We start from the raw sequence: 16,468 nt of genomic DNA, 5'->3' as shown, positions 1-16,468 counted from the left end.
CCCAAAAACTAACAACATGAAGAAATTACTACTAATTATATCCCTAATAGCATCCAATTTAATATATTCACAACGAATAAACCCTGATGATGTAATTGTAATATGTTCTAACCAACAGGTGGTTGGGCAAACTCCACAAAGTACTAACTACACGACCTTGCGGACTAGTTGTGGTCCATTTGATCCTTTATCAAGCTCTTTAACGCTATTCTACGTAGAAATAAAATCTGGATCTACCTTCACTTTTAGAGTTAGTCCACAAGCAGCCGTTGATTACGACTTTGCTTCTTGGAAAAATCCAGATTTAACCAATTTAGGTCCGGCTGATCGTGGCTCACAAAATGATGGGGTGAATGCTCGACAATATGATATTGGTTTATCATTAACAGAAACCATGATATGTGAAATTCCAGGGGCAACAGAATTAATGGGAACTACAGCAACAGTACCTGGTTTTGTTCGTTATTACGATGTTAGTCCAGGAGATGGAATTTTAATAGCTGTTAACCGTTGGTCAGCAACGGATGCAGGCTTTACCCTATCTTTTGGTGGTGATGCTGTATTAAACTGTGATCTTACTGAAAAAAAATATGAACAATGTGACGAAAACTATGATGAAAATGAAATCTTTGATTTAGATTTGATTAAAACAGATATTAACAATATTGACAACTCCTTTATTATTGATTTCTTTGAATCCGCAACTGATGCAAAAAATCCATTAGCAACAAATGTATTAGAATCTCCTTTTACGGTTACACTAGAAGATAGTCCCAAAGAAATTTATGCTCGTTTCAAAAGAGCTAACGGTATTTATTTTAAAACAATGACTATTTCCTTACTAGCCAATGAAAAACCAAAAATCCCCAAAAAGCCTTTAAAATATGCCTTGTGTGTAGAGGAAGTAAAAGATAAAGAAAAGAACGCCACATTTGACTTGACTAAATTTGAAACTCTTCTCAGTGAAAACCACAGAGGAATCATTGATTTTACTTACTTTGAACCTTTCAATGATACGATCAAAAAAATTAACACCCCAAAAATCTATAAGTCGAATAACAAAACGATTACCATTCGCATGACTATTGACGACAAATGTCCCGTTGAGATTCCCTTACAATTAACGGTCAATACCATTGATGTAAAAAGTACTTCTTTCACTTATTCGGAATTTTGTGCAACAGAAACCGAGGCGGGATTAAGCTATAATTTAGATCAAACCCTTGAAACTATTTTTGGAAGTAAAGATCCAGAAAAATACAACATTCAGTTTTTCTATTCACTAGAAGACGCAGAACTGGAACGTAATCCGATAGAAGATCCCGCGAACCATGTGGTCCCTTACTATGAAGAACAATTACTTACAGTTAAAATAATGGACCAAAATACCTGCACGACCACATCGGAAATTCGCTTACATGCTATACCGAGATTTAGAATAGAAGATCAGGTAACCACCGAATGTAAACCGTACAGACTACCTGATCTACCAGAGGGATATGCGTATTATTTAGAACCAAATAAAGGGGGAGAGAAAATTGATTTTAACATGCCAGAAAGTATCTTATATGGTCCTAAAACCATTTACATTCACGCCAAAAAAGACTATGGACAAGCGAAATTAAACGATTGTACCTTTGAAGATAGCTTCACCATTACAACTAAAGGCTGTTTTATCCCTAAGGGAATTTCTCCCAATGGAGATGGACAGAACGATTTTTGGGATCTTACTCCTTATGGTGTAGTAAATCTAAAAATATTCAATCGATATGGTGTTGAAGTGTACAAAAAAACAGGAGGATACACCAAAGAATGGTATGGGCAATCCAATGGTAGTACGAAACTTCCTAGTGGAACGTATTGGTACTATTTTGAATCCCTTCGAGGTGTTTATTCAGGTTGGATTGAATTAATGCATTAATATTTGAAATAAAACCGTAATTTTACTATACTTAAAAAGTTTTACTATCTTGATAGTAAAACTTTTTTTTTAAAACAAACTTTCTAATTGATTTACTGTCTTATGACTGCACCCAATATAACCTTTCAAAACGCGGGTTACTTTTCTCAGCTTATGGTTGATTACCTCAACCAAGCAGCGAAACTTAAACCACTCTATAACCATTTTCCTACATTGGCTAATTTCAACTTGCAAATACAGGCCAAACAGCAACATTTCACAGCCAAAAAGCGCCTTGTTTTACATGATGCTTTGGTAGAGCAATATAAAGAAGGGATAACTCCCTCGGCAGCAACCCTGCAAAACATTGCCTTACTAAAGGAAGAAAATACATTTACTGTCACAACAGGGCATCAGTTGAATCTATTTACGGGACCTTTGTATTTTTTATACAAAATTGTCTCTACCATTAATTTAACCAAAGAACTCAAACAACACTATCCTGAATACAACTTTGTTCCCGTTTATTGGATGGCTACAGAGGATCACGATTTTGAAGAGATCAATCACTTCTACTTTCAAGATAAAAAAATATGTTGGGACCAAGAGAGTAAAGGCCCTGTAGGTCGATTGAGTACTGCGTCACTAGATAAGGTGTATGAGGTATTTAAAGGACAATTAAACGCAGGAAATCACGCTAAAAAGCTCAAAGCCCTATTCGAGGCCAGCTACCTACAACACGATAATTTAGCCGACGCTACACGCTATTTGGCTAATGCTTTGTTTGAAGCCTATGGATTAGTTATTATCGATGGGGATTATGCTCCTCTAAAATCGCTTTTCGTCCCGTCCATGCAACAAGAATTACTCCAAAAAAATGCAATTACTGAAGTAGAAAAAACGTATGCCATTCTAAAAGATTATTTTATCCAAGTTACCCCTCGAGACATCAATTTGTTCTACATTCAAGATCAATTGCGCGAACGTATTATTTGGGAGGATAATCGCTATAGAATCAACAATACCGCCCTTTCCTTTTCAAAAGAAGAAATCCTAGAGGAGTTGCAACATCACCCCGAACGCTTTAGTCCGAATGTGATTATGCGTCCCTTATATCAGGAGACTATTTTACCGAATCTGTGCTATATTGGCGGAGGTGGAGAATTAGCTTACTGGTTGCAATTAAAACCTGTATTTGATTTACATCAGGTTGATTTTCCGATGTTACTCTTGAGAAACTCCGTTTTACTCGCTACAGAGAAACAGATAAAGAAACTAAATAAATTACAACTAACATGGGCAGACATCTTTGCTCCAGCAAACGTATTAGTGCAAAATAAAACAGCGGAATTAGCCGATGTCTCCTTTGATTTTGCTTCCCAACGTCAGGTTTTACAGCAACAATTTGAGCAATTGAGAGCAATTGCAAAACAAACCGATGCTTCATTTATAGGTGCAGTCGAAGCACAAGAAAAAAAACAACTTAAGGGGCTTACTAACTTAGAAAAACGCTTACAGAAAGCGGAGAAGAGAAAAAATCAAGATGTACTCGATCGCATACTATCGATTCAATTGGAGCTCTTTCCTAAAAATAGTTTACAAGAGCGCTACTACAACTTTGCACAATTCTATCAAGAAGTTGGTGATGAATTACTAGACAAACTTTTCCAGCAACTTCAACCATTAGATCAGGACTTTGATATTATTGAAATATAGTGATGGGTGAAGGGAGATGGATGTACAGTGAACGTCCCTAAATAGGGTTGACCGTTTTTATACCATAACTTCATTATTAAATATAGTAAGTCATACATGGTTTTAAAAAATCTACAACTAAAAAGAGCTGCTTTTCATGAAAAGCAGCTCTTTTTAGTTGTATTGTGTCCTATAATTTACAACCTACTGTTATTTTTTAGTATATCCCATACCGCGAGAAGCGGGCCAAACTTCTTTAAACCCAAATTGCTCATACAAGCGATAGGCTTCGCCATCTGCAATAAGATTAACATAACAGGAATCGGGAATATGCTCCTGAATATACGCATCCAACTTACTCATAATAAATTTGCCCAATCCTTTTTTCTGGTGTTCGGGTAAGACACAGATATCTACTACTTGACAATGACAAGCCCCATCTCCCACTAGGCGCCCCATACCGACAATTTCATTGCTATTCGCTGTATTTATGACTGCGACACAGCACAGGGAATTGCGCAATCCAAGAGCTGCCGCTGCTTCTGTTTTAGGAGATAATCCTGTTTGTACTCGTAAGTGACAATAGGTTTGTACGTCTAGGGTTTGGTATATAACTTGGTAATTCATTTTTTAAATTTTAGGTGAGGGTTGGATGTGGGTTGGATGTGGTTTGGTGAGATTGGGTGAGATTGGGTGAGATTGGGTGAGGTTCATAAACTGTAAACCGTTAACTGTAAACTAAAAAGGAACCTCGCGGTTCCTTTTTTTTTAGCTTTGTGCTATATCTTCTAAGTGTTCTTCTTTTAGCGTTAATTGTACCTTTTCTACAGAATTTCGATACATATTCATCACTTCACCTGTATAGTGGCTCAAATCGATGATATCGCCTTCCGTCAACTCTTGATCTGGGCAAACCTCACTAATTAGTCCAGCTAAGGTGTCATAATGTTCACTTTCTTCGAATTTAAATGGCAACCAGCGATTGATATCTGAAATATTCGAGTGTGCATCTACCATATAAACCCCTTCTCCAATAGAAACAACGATAGGTTCTTCGTTATCGTATTCATCTTGAATCTCACCAACTAATTCTTCCAAGATATCTTCCATAGTAACAATACCTGTAAATTCTCCTACTTCATTGGTTGCAATGGCCATTTGAAGGTGTTTCGCCTGAAACTGCTTCAATACATTTTTAATCAGTGCATTTTCAGAAATGTAAATCGGTTCACGCATTAAAGAAGCCAAAGAAACATCCTCTTTATCCTTAATCATTGCTTTCATTAAGTCTTTGGTATAAATTACTCCTTTAATGTCATCGAGGGAATCATCATAGACAGGAAAACGAGAATATCCTTCAGTGATTGCATAATCGATTGCTTCCTTTACGCTGGTATTAATTTCAATAGCCGAAACATTTTTTCGCAGCGTTTGAATATTGTTTACGCGTCTATCATCAAAATCGAATACATTTTGAATCAAAAGGCGCTCTGTCTCTTCAATCGCACCACCGGCTTGACTTTCGGTAATAATCATTTTCAATTCTTCTTCGGTGTGAATATCCGAACCGTGTACTGGTGTAATACCGAACAAACGCAAAATACCATTAGCTAATCCGTTCATCAACCAAATAATTGGCTTGAATACAAAATAAAACACGCGCAATGGCAAAGCGATAGAAAACGTTGTTTTCGTAGGGAAGTGAATCGCTATTGATTTTGGTGCTAATTCACCAAATACAATATGCAAAATCGTAATAATAGCGAAGGCTATTGGAAATGAAATACTCTTGGCTACGGAATACCATTCTGGTCCCGTCATGCCGAATAAATCAAATATCTTCATAATTACAGGAGTCAATGAACTTTCTCCAACCCAACCTAATCCTAGTGAAGCTAAAGTAATTCCCAACTGCGTGGCTGCCAAATAGGCATCTAGGTTTGCTACAATATTTTTAGCAACACCAGCTACTTTAGAGTTTAATTCTTGATGTACTTCAATTTGTGAGGTTCTTACTTTTACGATAGCAAACTCTGCTGCCACAAAAAATCCATTTAGGAATACTAAGAATAACGTAAGCAATAACTTACCAATTGAAATTTCTTCGGGAACAATAGTAGCGCTAGCTAATATTGTGATGATCTGGGGGTATGTCTCCATTTTATAAATTCAAGAGGTCCGCGTTCAATTTTTTTAGGGACCTAGAAGCGAAGTTTTAGTTTCATCGCCATTTCATATCAAAATTAATAATTTATTTGATATAATCTTAAGGTTAACACTCGTTTTTTTTATCTAGGTTAAGGAACTAGCTATCAAGAGGGTAAAACTTTTTCATTTATACGCTCTTCTACTTAAGTGTCGTTAAAATTTCTTGTCTTTTACATTGATTTTGCATCGAAGTGAAAAGGCAATAGGTTCAAAAGAGAGGGCGAATAACAGACGATTCCTTCCGCTCCCATAAAAAATAATTCAATAGGTTCAGCCTGTTTCACTTCATACTCTAATATACTTTGTCTACACGCACCACATGGGGGAATCGGGTGATTGGTTACTTTTACATCCGAGGTGGCTGAAATGGCCATTTTTAAGATTCGCTTATTAGGATGCAACGCCCCAGCCTGAAAAATAGCCGTACGTTCTGCACATAATCCCGACGGAAAAGCCGCATTTTCTTGATTTGATCCCAATACAAAAGTTCCGTCCTCCAAAAGTAAAGCAGCACCTACGCGAAATTGAGAATAAGGAGCATAAGCATCTTTTCGAATGGCGATGGCCTTTTCCATCAGTTCTTGATCTTGTGTGGCTAATTCGCGAATCGATTCGTATTCAATGAATGTCGTTACTACTTCTACTTTTTTCATATGTCAAACGATTTGAGATGAAAAATCCAAACTCGTTTTAGGTTGAACGGTTTGGATTAAAATACAAATATACTATTTTTCTTCTACTTATCCTTTCGGATACGTCTTTCTTCCCAAATCAAATGTAAGGGAGAAGCGAAGTGTATTTTCTAGCGGGTTATTGATTTTAGAAGTGGAGAATAAATACGATAAATCAACTGTAATCATACTATATTTAAACCCAGCTCCTAACGTAGCATACTGTCTAGCCCCTTTGTTTTTATTTTCATTGAAATAACCTGCACGAAAGGCAAACATATTGTCATACCAATATTCTGCTCCCATTGCCCAAGCAATTTCTTTCATCTCTTCACTAAAACCACCTGGCGCATCACCAAAGGATTTAAATACGCCTTTGAACCAACCTGTATCATTGTACTTGCGCATTTCTTCTGGATCTGTAATATCCGCTGGTGGGGTTGGAACTAACAATTTATTAAACTCAGCACCAATTGTTAATGTATTATAATCATCTAAAATAAAGTCAAACCCTCCCCCTACTTTTAAATTAGCAGGCAAGAAATCTCCTGTTGGTTTATCGCTATAGCTAATTTTAGGACCTAAGTTTTGGAAGTTAAAACCAAATCTCCAACGGCCGTCAAAATCAGAAAAAGACATACGATCCGATTGGTAAAATCCAGAGATATCTACAGCAAATGTACTTGCACTTGACGCATCTCCATCTCCAGTATCGGGTAATTTCAGATTGGAATTGATAAAGCGTCCCGTAACAGCCATACCGAATTTCTCACTTAATTTCAACGCATAAGAGGCGTCAATCGCAAATTCACTTGGCTTATAGGTCGCTCCAACACTATTATAATCTTCTCTATAGGTTACCTCTCCCATTCCAAAATAGCGAAACCCTACTGAAAAAGCACTTCTTTCATTGTATTTGTTGTAGTAATTAACTTGCGCCAAGGACATGCCACTAGAAATTTTAGACATATAAGGCGTATAACTTAAAGCAAATCCTTGATCTTTTACTGCAAAAGCATATTTAGAGGCATTGTGTTGTTGTGAAAAAGCATCTGTCGTCGTGGCAACTCCCATATCTCCCATGGCTGCCGATCGCGCATCTGCTGCAATCGTCAAGAAGGGAACTCCTGTTGTAATGGGGTGCATCTCTGTCTGTGCGTACAGGGCAGAACCACCGAGTATAGATAGAACTAATGCTGTGAAATTTTTCATTCAGTTGTGTTTATAATATTATACAAATATAATTGTTTCCTAAAGTATAACTAATTTTTCTATTTTTTCGACTTTTTTTCCAGTCTGTGTTGAACGCACCGTCAAGCGATAAATATAGACCCCTTTTCCAATACGATCACCAAAATCATCTCGTCCATCCCATTGGATCTCACGACTTAAGTTTCCTTCTGTTGTGATTTGCTGATTGATTGTCTTGACAATTCTACCTGCAATGGTCATAATCTGAACCTGAACATCCAAAGGCTCAAAAGGTCTATTATGCGTGAACCAAAACTCCGTATAGTTGACAAAAGGATTCGGATAATTTAATACTTTCTCTATTTTTAACTCTTCATCTTCTTTAACCAAGAACTGGATTTCTGTAGTTGACAAGTTGTTGTACACATCCCATACCTTAAATTGAATGGTGTACATCCCTGGATCCAAGTCTTTCAATTGATAGGCTACTTTTCCTTTTCTAAAATTATCCAGCTCAGTTTCATAATAATCGTTAAGTATAATGCTTTTATCCTCCTGATCATTAAGCACTAGGACAATATCATGTCCAATCCCACTTGCCGTATTAATTCCGCTTTCATCTTCAACAAACGCGAGAAATACAGGATTATTGCTTGTTGCTCCTCCAGATACAAAAGATTCATTATCCATATACAATCGCGCTAAAGGAGGAGTAACGTCTTTGGGTGCATTTTCATTCAACCCACCGATTACCAAATCGTCATTATTTCCAGTATACTCAATGGTTTGATTAGACGAATAAAAACTGACCTTTCCTTTTCCTTCATTGAGTCGAATATCTTTAGGCATAATGAAGTCAAAAGAAAAAGCGCCATTTTTTACACTGGCATTTCCTCTAAAGACCACCTCGCCTAGCGTTTGATAATCCATCACCCAAGGAATACCATTATTCATCACATTATCATTAGCTAATGTTTTCTTGTCTAGGTATTTATCATAAATTTCCACAGCCAAAGTTCCCGTAAAAGCGTCGACCAATTGATTTCCTTCATCCCGCACCTCCCCTTTCATGTTGACATAGTCCAAAGCCTTAACGGGATTTGTTGCAGTTTGTTGTACCTCTTCTTCATTCACCTCAGACAAGACAACCTTCAAGTGAGGTAAGGCAATTTTCAGCGCTGGATCCCCAATAAAAGAGACCACATTTTTATCTCGATTGGTATACGTATTTTTTGTATGTCTCAAGGCATCAGCCATCGTATAGGTTGTCGAATGTTCAAAAAACAAGTCGGTAAACGTTCGATTTAATAATCGTCCAATATCAATTCCTATTTCGCGTGTGGTTCCTATCAGGGCAATAGCCCCTCCTTTACTATTGTTAAACAGCACTTCTCCACCACTGGTATAATTCGGGTCATCAAATCGACTAAATTCACAGGTAATAATGGAGAAAACAGGATATTTATTTTCATTGGTTAATCTTCGAGCATCTTCAATGGTAAATACGCGCTCTTGCGCCAAACCATCCTCTCCTCCATGTCCTAAATAGTTGACGAACAATGCTCCTTTCTCAATGGCGTCTAAAAAATCTAATCGCGCTTGAGGATAACGATTTCCCCCTGCAGAAGTTTCTTGTACATAAGCGTCTAAATATATTTTCTTGGCATTAAAAAACGGATGATGAGACACAATGCGATTCACAATGGTATCCGTCTCTACCTGTAAAACATAATCTGATGTTTTGTCTACATCGTCTGCCATAGCGACCAACGTATTTTTCCAACGACCACGGGCTTGTTCCCCTTGGTACGCTATAATTTTTTGTACAACCTGATTGGCTTGTTCTACGTTTTTCGCTAAAATTCTTCCTACACTCACATCAATTCCAAAGACAAGATTGTGCATATCTCCTTCTCCTTCATCCATCAATCCATAAAAATCATCGGACATAAAAGTAGTATACATAGAAAAATTAGAATTGCTATTCTGCGCTTTTTTCACCTTACTCATCCCATAATGCAACGGTACAATATTAGCATTTTGTTCAATTCGCTGCTTGTAATCATAAGATCCTGTACCAAATAAATTGAGGTATTTTAATTCCCCACCTCTTTGTTGCATACTTTGATAGACATAACGAACAAAGTTTCGAATGGCAGCCCCATCTTGCTGACCAGAAGAAAATTCATTGTATATCTGATCCACTGTTACCACCAAAGGACTTAGATTATTCTGTTGACGGTGAAACTGCGCCAATTGCTGTGCTGCTGAAGCAAAAGCATCATTCGTAATAATAAGGTAATCGACCTTACCTTGGGCTTGAACTACCCCTTTGATATCTTGATTACGTACACGGCTATTCGCTACCATTTTCGGGGTATAGTAATCTGTTGGAATTTCTACGTGAAAAAACTGTTCTCTCCCACCATAGGTTTTAAAGCTATACTGACTCTGATTAGAAACGACTAGTGTACTTATTGCCGATACATCGCTTACATTCCAGATGCGATTGACCTGATTGGTATTCATCATACTCCATCGCACAACACCATCCAATGTTTTGCTTTTTTTATTTGAAAAGCGATACTGTTTGGTACCCCCTACTAAATTTCCTGTATAGAAAAACTCAATATAATCTAAATAGCCTTTTGAGTTGGGCACCCCTCCATTTTGATAAGTAAGCGTTACCTCAACCAAAGGCGAATTTAAATATGCTTCTTTCTCCAAAAAACTCTCATAAGCTTTTGTTGTAGCGGTGCGAATCGGGAAAAAGGTAACCGCACCCACAAATCGATTGTTAAGCGCATAAGTAAAGGATGTATTTCCGTACGAACTTGAGGCTGTATTAACACCAAAGGTAACAGGTTCACTTGTTTTCAAATGCAATAACTCTAAAGAAAAGTTGCGTTCATTGACAATTCCGAATTCTTCACCAAACCATTTCCTCCCCAACTTACCAATATTAACAAGATCTTGCTCGTGAAACACCTGCCCATCAAATTCCGTTAAAGTTGCCACTTCTCTTTCTGTAGGTTCAACAAAACTGGAAATTCTCAATCCCTGTTGCTGTCCATAAGTCAAAAAATAAATCGCCTCATCCACATATAAATTCTGATAGGTCAAGCTTTCATCATTCCATTGGTCTACTCCTATTCCATAGAACAAAACATAATCATCTGCATCGAATGTTCCCTTGGCTTCCCCATGCACATAAATACTATTTTCCTGTAAATCAGTTTGATAATCCGTCTGATTAACCAAAGGCAACATCTTCCCTCCTGCTCCATATAGTTGAATCGTACGAGGATCGACAGAAGCAGGAACACCTAGTTGCGTTAGAAAGTTCTTATCTAGTTTATAAATTCCCGTTTTAGTCACTCCAAATTTAAACCAATTCCCCTGCTTTAGTACTGTACCCATTGGAAGATTTCTGCCGCTGTTACCGAAACTTTGCTTGGCATTCGATACGGAAGAGACACTTTCTACTTGGTACGAGATACTTTTTACACGCTTTAATCCACCATTTCCATAAACAATAGGCGAAAAATACACATAACTTTGAGGTGATTGATTGATTTGAACGGTTTTAATTTGTACATTTAACTCTCCTTGATATCGTTTTTTCTGTTCATCTGACAAGAAACTCCCATCTAAATCTTCATACGAAACTTGAAGAATTCGTACATTATTTTTAAACCCAACTGGAATATTTGGTTCCAAACTTGAGTAAATTAACATATTATTAACACTTTCAAATGTTAAATTTTTATCTATTTTGACGGCATCAAAATCAGTTGAGGCTAAGGCTTGTTCCACTAACTTATTGTCCCACTTGAAGTCTAGTCTTTTCGACTGAGAAAAAAGTGTAAAGCAAGTAAGAATCAGTAGTGTATTAATAATTATTTTCATATATATTTGCATGAGGAAGAATTGTTCCTAGGCAAAAATAATTATTTTTTCCATACACAATACACGAATAAAAAAAGCGTTATTTTGGTGATGATAATTATTTTTGGACATAAAAATTAAGTTTTTTTTAAAATATTCACAGCAAGGATATTGCTAATTAATCGTTAATTCTTATATTGCGTCAAATTATTTACCCGTTTTTAACATGAAGATTAATAGACTTATGACTTTACAACTGCTTGCTGGCCTACTAGCTACAGTTGGTTTAACGAGTTGCAGCAACACAAATAATGGAGTTTCTTCTGCTACTGGTTGGAAAATAAATGATAAAAAAGGAGGCTTTCAGTACAACACGAATTTTGAACAGCAGAATCCTAAGGGTATGGTATCCATTGAAGGGGGTGCTTTTACAATGGGAAGAGTGCAAGATGACATCATGGCTGATTGGAACAACAATCCTAAACAGCAGTACGTGCAATCATTCTACCTTGATGAAGCTGAAACAACAAACATTGCTTATAACGAGTACTTATACTGGTTAAAGAGTGTTTTTCCTCCTACAAATCAAGTTTATGCAGAAATCTACAAAAGTGCTTTACCTGACACAACGGTTTGGAGAAGTGGTTCTGGTTTCAATGAAACATTAATTTCTAGTTATTTAAGACACCCTGCCTATGCAAACTATCCTGTAGTTGGTGTAACTTGGTTGCAAGCGAATGACTATGCGAAATGGAGAACAGACCGCGTGAATGAATTAACGTTAGAGCGTGCTGGTTATCTGAAAAAAGATGCTAAGATTATGGAAGCTTATGCTGACGCGCACTTTAGTACAGAAACTTATTTAGCAAATCCTGAAGCCGTTTACGGTGGAAATACAGACATCGTATATCGCGGGGTAAAAAACAAAGCAAGAGACGGAGAGAAAAATCTTTACGCAACAATGAACTATGGTCTTTTCACCGCTGAATACCGTCTACCTACAGAGGCAGAATGGGAATATGCAGCAATTGGAATGGCTGGTACAAGAGAATACAACAACTACCAAGGAAGAAAAACATATCCTTGGGAAAATCCTACGAAAAAAGCAGGAAAAAAACGCAACAATACATTAAAATCTCAATATGCTAACTTCAAGCAAGGTCGTGGAGACTACGGTGGAATCGCAGGTTGGGCAACAGATAACGCAGACATTACTAATGCTGTAAAATCATACGCTCCAAACGATTTCGGTTTATATGACATGGCAGGTAACGTAGCAGAATGGGTCGCAGATGTTTACGATCCTCAAATTGATCAAATCGATACCGATTTTAACTTCTTCAAAGGGAACATTTACTACAAAAACCAAATTGGTCCTGATGGAAAACCACAAATCGTAACCGACCAATCCGTTAAATTTGATACCTTATCAAACGGACGTTTACGTGTACGCAACTTACCTGGACAAGTTTCACAAATTGCCTATGATGCAGATGTACAACAAAACAATGGGGAGGAAGACGTAGAAGCATTAGCAGAAACAACTAGAACAAACAAGAAAGGAAACCAAATTTCAACGATTTACAACGAGAAAAGTCGTGTAATTAAAGGGGGGTCTTGGAAAGATAGAGCGTACTGGTTAGATCCAGCTACAAGAAGATTCTATCCAGAAGATCAAGCAACAGATTATATTGGATTCCGTTTAGCTATGACTAAAGTGGGTCAAAAGCAAGTGATTCGCAAAACGAAAAACTAAAATAAGATAACCTATATTTCTTTTAAAAGTCCTAATTTTGATTAGGACTTTTTTTTTATTTTTGACGGATGAATATACAGGAATTATACAGCTGCTTCACGGAAGCTGACGGCATATCAATTGACACAAGAAATATTACACTCAATAGTCTTTTTTTCGCTCTAAAAGGCGACAACTTTGACGCTAATGAATTTGCGCAAGAGGCTTTAGACAAAGGGGCTCGTTATGTGATTATGGACAATCCAAAACTTCTTACGGATCGAGACAAAATGTTTTTGGTACCGAATGCATTACAAGCCTTACAACAATTGGCCAACTACCACAGACAGCAACTAGGACTTCCAATTATTGCTTTAACAGGTAGTAATGGAAAAACCACCACCAAAGAGTTAATCAAAGCGGTTTTAAGTCAAAAATACAACGTTAAAGCGACGCAAGGAAATTACAACAACCACATCGGTGTTCCATTGACCTTGCTTCAATTTGACGATGAAACGGATATTGGAATCGTCGAAATGGGAGCCAATCACCTCAACGAAATTGCACTCTTATGTACCATCGCTCAACCAGATTATGGGTATATCACCAATTTTGGCAAAGCGCATTTGGAGGGATTTGGCGGCTTCGAAGGCGTTATTAAAGGAAAAAGTGAACTGTACGATTACTTGGAAGACAACCACAAAATGGCGTTTGTCAATGCAGATGATCCTAGACAAGACGCTAAAACCATGACCTTTTCTCGATTTACTTTTGGCTCAAAAGAGACAGAACCCAATGTAGAAATAGAACTTATTGAACAGACGGAAGTAGCCACTATTCTACTGGGTGAACAACGCATCGCGTCTCACTTAACCGGTCAATATAATGCAACTAATATGGCTGCTGCTGTAGCTATTGGTCGATATTTTGGTGTTGAATTAGAAGAAGCAAGTCAAGCCATTCACGACTATATTCCCACCAATAATCGCTCCCAATGGATTAAACAAGAAGCTTTTACCATACTATTGGACGCCTATAATGCTAACCCGTCAAGCATGGAGCTCGCTATTGCGAACTTTGAGCAATTACCTACAACTACCCCAAAAATTTACATTTTAGGCGATATGTTTGAATTGGGAACAGCTAGTGTAAAAGAACACAAAAACATCGTGCAACAAGTAGCAGCAACAACTTTTGAGCAGGCTTTTTTCATTGGAAAAGAATTTTCAAAAGTAAAAGACGCTTCTGAATCCCAGCAAATTTATTTTTTTGAAACCCTTGCTGATTTCTTCGCACAATATGAAGAAGTAGCGCAGTTACTTGCGCAGCACACCGTTTTAATTAAAGGTTCTAGAGGCATGGCTTTGGAAAAGATCATTTCCTTTTTAAAATAATACAAAGGCTGGAAGGAATTTCAGCCTTTTTTGTTTTACCTTCATGGCTACAAAAACAACAAAAATGCAAGAAAAAGTTTATCCCAACGCAATACCCACAGTGGATATTGCGGTACTGCGCGTAAATGCAGACCAAACCTATTCCCTATTACTAGGCAAAAAGGAACACGAGCCCAAATGGAGATTTGTCGGTGGATTTGTCGATGCGGATGATTCTAGCTATGAATCAGCCGCTGTAAGAGAGTTATTCGAAGAAACGAATCTCGTGGCTACTCCAGATGAGATCCGTTACTTAGGCTCTACGAAAATCGATGATCCGCGTTACCGAAACCACAAAGACAAAATCATCACCCATTTATACCTGTTGGAAATTCCAACAACAACGAAAGATATTCAAGCCAAAGACGATATTAAAGCACTACAATGGTTTCCGTTATCCGCTTTTTCTACAGATGATATTATGGAAGTTCATCATCCTATTGTGACCCTTTTCATGAAGTATTTTGAAAGACTGTAATTTCCCAACATACCCAAGGATAAGCGCAAGAAGCTTATCCTTTTTTTATACCACACCTTTTACTTTTCTACCTTATAAAAAGGTATATTCACATTACACAATCAAATCTTAATAATACCTAACCATGTCACAAATTGTAATTAAACGAAATGCTGAATTTTCGAACAAACTTAGAAGTATAGCCCTATATTGTGGAGATCAAAAAATAGGCGAAATAAAAGACGGAGAAACTAAAGCATTTGATCTTCAACCAGGACACCATACCTTATGTGCCAAAATCGATTGGTGTAGATCAAATAAAGAAACCTTCCACCTTCAACAAGGCGAAACATTATTTTTTGATTTAAGTGGCACCAATCCCATTCTGGCTATTTACTATATTACATTGGGAAAAAACAGCTACCTCAAGTTAAGACCGCGTGTATAGAGAGTTAGAAGTCCTAAAAAAATCGGATTACTCCCCCCTACAAATGACACAAAAACAAATAAAAAAGCATCGAAAATATATTTTCGATGCTTTTTTTGTGACCGGAATGGGACTCGAACCCATACGTCTTGCGACACCACCCCCTCAAGATGGCGAGTCTACCAATTCCTCCACCCGGCCTGTATTGGATTTTTACTGGCTCAAATGTAGTAAAATAATACGGCATTTTGATTCCAGCGATTAAAAAAAGCCATTCGATGAAGAATAGCTTTTGTGACCCGACTGGGGCTCGAACCCAGGACCCCAACATTAAAAGTGTTGTGCTCTACCAACTGAGCTATCGAGTCGTTACAAGTTACCTTGTACGTATATTTTTATAAAAGTAATGTGACCCGACTGGGGCTCGAACCCAGGACCCCAACATTAAAAGTGTTGTGCTCTACCAACTGAGCTATCGAGTCATTACAACTATAAAATTGTATGTTTTTTATAAAATATGTGACCCGACTGGGGCTCGAACCCAGGACCCCAACATTAAAAGTGTTGTGCTCTACCAACTGAGCTATCGAGTCATTGTAATTCGAAACCGAACTACATTGTATTTTATAAAAGTATGTTTTTTTTGTGACCCGACTGGGGCTCGAACCCAGGACCCCAACATTAAAAGTGTTGTGCTCTACCAACTGAGCTATCGAGTCATTGCAATCATTAAATTGTATTAGAATTTTTGTGACCCGACTGGGGCTCGAACCCAGGACCCCAACATTAAAAGTGTTGTGCTCTACCAACTGAGCTATCGAGTCTAAATCAATTCCTGATTGCGGGTGCAAATATAGAATGTT

General features: G+C 37.5%; 11 protein-coding genes and 6 tRNA genes. 6 read left to right on the top strand and 11 right to left on the bottom strand.

Features of this window, described 5'->3' with window-relative positions:
- The first annotated feature begins 16 nt into the window (after positions 1-16).
- Positions 17-1,921, top strand: coding sequence for a gliding motility-associated C-terminal domain-containing protein (locus ACLJX0_RS13600; RefSeq protein ID WP_410881117.1), 1,905 nt, complete (start codon positions 17-19; stop codon positions 1,919-1,921).
- A 102-nt stretch (positions 1,922-2,023) separates the two neighbouring features.
- Positions 2,024-3,616 carry a bacillithiol biosynthesis cysteine-adding enzyme BshC gene (gene bshC, locus ACLJX0_RS13595; RefSeq protein WP_410881116.1) on the top strand — a complete coding sequence of 531 codons (1,593 nt, stop codon included), beginning with the start codon at positions 2,024-2,026 and terminating at the stop codon, positions 3,614-3,616.
- 189 nt (positions 3,617-3,805) lie between these two features.
- On the opposite strand, the gene ACLJX0_RS13590 is transcribed toward bshC, so the two are convergent.
- From ACLJX0_RS13590 to porU, 5 genes are all read right to left on the bottom strand, one after another.
- The gene (locus ACLJX0_RS13590) at positions 3,806-4,222 is read right to left on the bottom strand and encodes a GNAT family N-acetyltransferase (protein ID WP_410881115.1); all 417 of its coding nucleotides are present in this window, start codon (positions 4,220-4,222) and stop codon (positions 3,806-3,808) included.
- A 141-nt stretch (positions 4,223-4,363) separates the two neighbouring features.
- Positions 4,364-5,755, bottom strand: a complete 1,392-nt coding sequence (locus ACLJX0_RS13585) for a hemolysin family protein (RefSeq protein ID WP_410881114.1) — start codon at positions 5,753-5,755, stop codon at positions 4,364-4,366.
- Between the two features lie 218 nt (positions 5,756-5,973).
- Entirely contained in the window at positions 5,974-6,456 is a 483-nt protein-coding gene (locus ACLJX0_RS13580; protein ID WP_410881113.1) for a cytidine deaminase, read from the bottom strand.
- A gap of 87 nt (positions 6,457-6,543) precedes the next feature.
- Positions 6,544-7,686 (bottom strand): type IX secretion system outer membrane channel protein PorV, encoded by a 1,143-nt coding sequence (porV, locus tag ACLJX0_RS13575; protein ID WP_410881112.1) that lies wholly within the window; start codon positions 7,684-7,686, stop codon positions 6,544-6,546.
- 39 nt (positions 7,687-7,725) lie between these two features.
- Positions 7,726-11,574, bottom strand: a complete 3,849-nt coding sequence (gene porU / locus ACLJX0_RS13570) for a type IX secretion system sortase PorU (protein ID WP_410881111.1) — start codon at positions 11,572-11,574, stop codon at positions 7,726-7,728.
- 205 nt (positions 11,575-11,779) lie between these two features.
- Between porU and gldJ the strand changes: the two genes are divergently transcribed.
- The 4 genes from gldJ to ACLJX0_RS13550 all read left to right on the top strand — a co-directional run bounded on the left by gldJ (position 11,780) and on the right by ACLJX0_RS13550 (position 15,626).
- Entirely contained in the window at positions 11,780-13,309 is a 1,530-nt protein-coding gene (gldJ, locus tag ACLJX0_RS13565; RefSeq protein WP_410881110.1) for a gliding motility lipoprotein GldJ, read from the top strand.
- A 68-nt stretch (positions 13,310-13,377) separates the two neighbouring features.
- The gene (locus ACLJX0_RS13560) at positions 13,378-14,682 is read left to right on the top strand and encodes a UDP-N-acetylmuramoyl-tripeptide--D-alanyl-D-alanine ligase (protein ID WP_410881109.1); all 1,305 of its coding nucleotides are present in this window, start codon (positions 13,378-13,380) and stop codon (positions 14,680-14,682) included.
- 64 nt (positions 14,683-14,746) lie between these two features.
- A complete protein-coding gene (locus tag ACLJX0_RS13555; RefSeq protein WP_410881108.1) occupies positions 14,747-15,199 on the top strand; it encodes an NUDIX domain-containing protein in 453 nt (150 codons plus the stop codon).
- Positions 15,200-15,323: 124 nt separating this feature from the next.
- Entirely contained in the window at positions 15,324-15,626 is a 303-nt protein-coding gene (locus tag ACLJX0_RS13550; RefSeq protein WP_410881107.1) for a hypothetical protein, read from the top strand.
- A gap of 98 nt (positions 15,627-15,724) precedes the next feature.
- Here ACLJX0_RS13550 and ACLJX0_RS13545 read toward each other — a convergent pair.
- The 6 genes from ACLJX0_RS13545 to ACLJX0_RS13520 form a co-directional block, all read right to left on the bottom strand.
- Positions 15,725-15,806 (bottom strand) — tRNA-Leu (locus tag ACLJX0_RS13545).
- Positions 15,807-15,900: 94 nt separating this feature from the next.
- Positions 15,901-15,973 (bottom strand) — tRNA-Lys (locus tag ACLJX0_RS13540).
- Between the two features lie 41 nt (positions 15,974-16,014).
- Positions 16,015-16,087, bottom strand: a tRNA-Lys gene (locus tag ACLJX0_RS13535).
- A gap of 38 nt (positions 16,088-16,125) precedes the next feature.
- Positions 16,126-16,198: transfer RNA gene (locus ACLJX0_RS13530), tRNA-Lys, on the bottom strand.
- A gap of 53 nt (positions 16,199-16,251) precedes the next feature.
- A tRNA-Lys gene (locus ACLJX0_RS13525) sits at positions 16,252-16,324 on the bottom strand.
- Positions 16,325-16,356: 32 nt separating this feature from the next.
- Positions 16,357-16,429, bottom strand: a tRNA-Lys gene (locus ACLJX0_RS13520).
- Positions 16,430-16,468 lie beyond the last annotated feature (39 nt).

It is taken from the genome of Myroides sp. DW712 (assembly GCF_046557355.1).
In the GTDB taxonomy this organism is placed as follows: Bacteria; Bacteroidota; Bacteroidia; order Flavobacteriales; family Flavobacteriaceae; genus Flavobacterium.
The sequence above is the reverse complement of the archived record's forward strand: the minus strand, read 5'-3'. Positions and strand labels throughout refer to the sequence as shown.

What these genes read in the sequence shown, in the direction of transcription:
- ACLJX0_RS13600 (WP_410881117.1), top strand. Translation starts at nt 17, where the DNA reads ATGAAGAAATTACTACTAATTATATCCCTAATAGCATCCAATTTAATA.
- bshC (WP_410881116.1), top strand. Translation starts at nt 2,024, where the DNA reads ATGACTGCACCCAATATAACCTTTCAAAACGCGGGTTACTTTTCTCAG.
- ACLJX0_RS13590 (WP_410881115.1), bottom strand. Translation starts at nt 4,222, where the DNA reads ATGAATTACCAAGTTATATACCAAACCCTAGACGTACAAACCTATTGT.
- ACLJX0_RS13585 (WP_410881114.1), bottom strand. Translation starts at nt 5,755, where the DNA reads ATGGAGACATACCCCCAGATCATCACAATATTAGCTAGCGCTACTATT.
- ACLJX0_RS13580 (WP_410881113.1), bottom strand. Translation starts at nt 6,456, where the DNA reads ATGAAAAAAGTAGAAGTAGTAACGACATTCATTGAATACGAATCGATT.
- porV (WP_410881112.1), bottom strand. Translation starts at nt 7,686, where the DNA reads ATGAAAAATTTCACAGCATTAGTTCTATCTATACTCGGTGGTTCTGCC.
- porU (WP_410881111.1), bottom strand. Translation starts at nt 11,574, where the DNA reads ATGAAAATAATTATTAATACACTACTGATTCTTACTTGCTTTACACTT.
- gldJ (WP_410881110.1), top strand. Translation starts at nt 11,780, where the DNA reads ATGAAGATTAATAGACTTATGACTTTACAACTGCTTGCTGGCCTACTA.
- ACLJX0_RS13560 (WP_410881109.1), top strand. Translation starts at nt 13,378, where the DNA reads ATGAATATACAGGAATTATACAGCTGCTTCACGGAAGCTGACGGCATA.
- ACLJX0_RS13555 (WP_410881108.1), top strand. Translation starts at nt 14,747, where the DNA reads ATGCAAGAAAAAGTTTATCCCAACGCAATACCCACAGTGGATATTGCG.
- ACLJX0_RS13550 (WP_410881107.1), top strand. Translation starts at nt 15,324, where the DNA reads ATGTCACAAATTGTAATTAAACGAAATGCTGAATTTTCGAACAAACTT.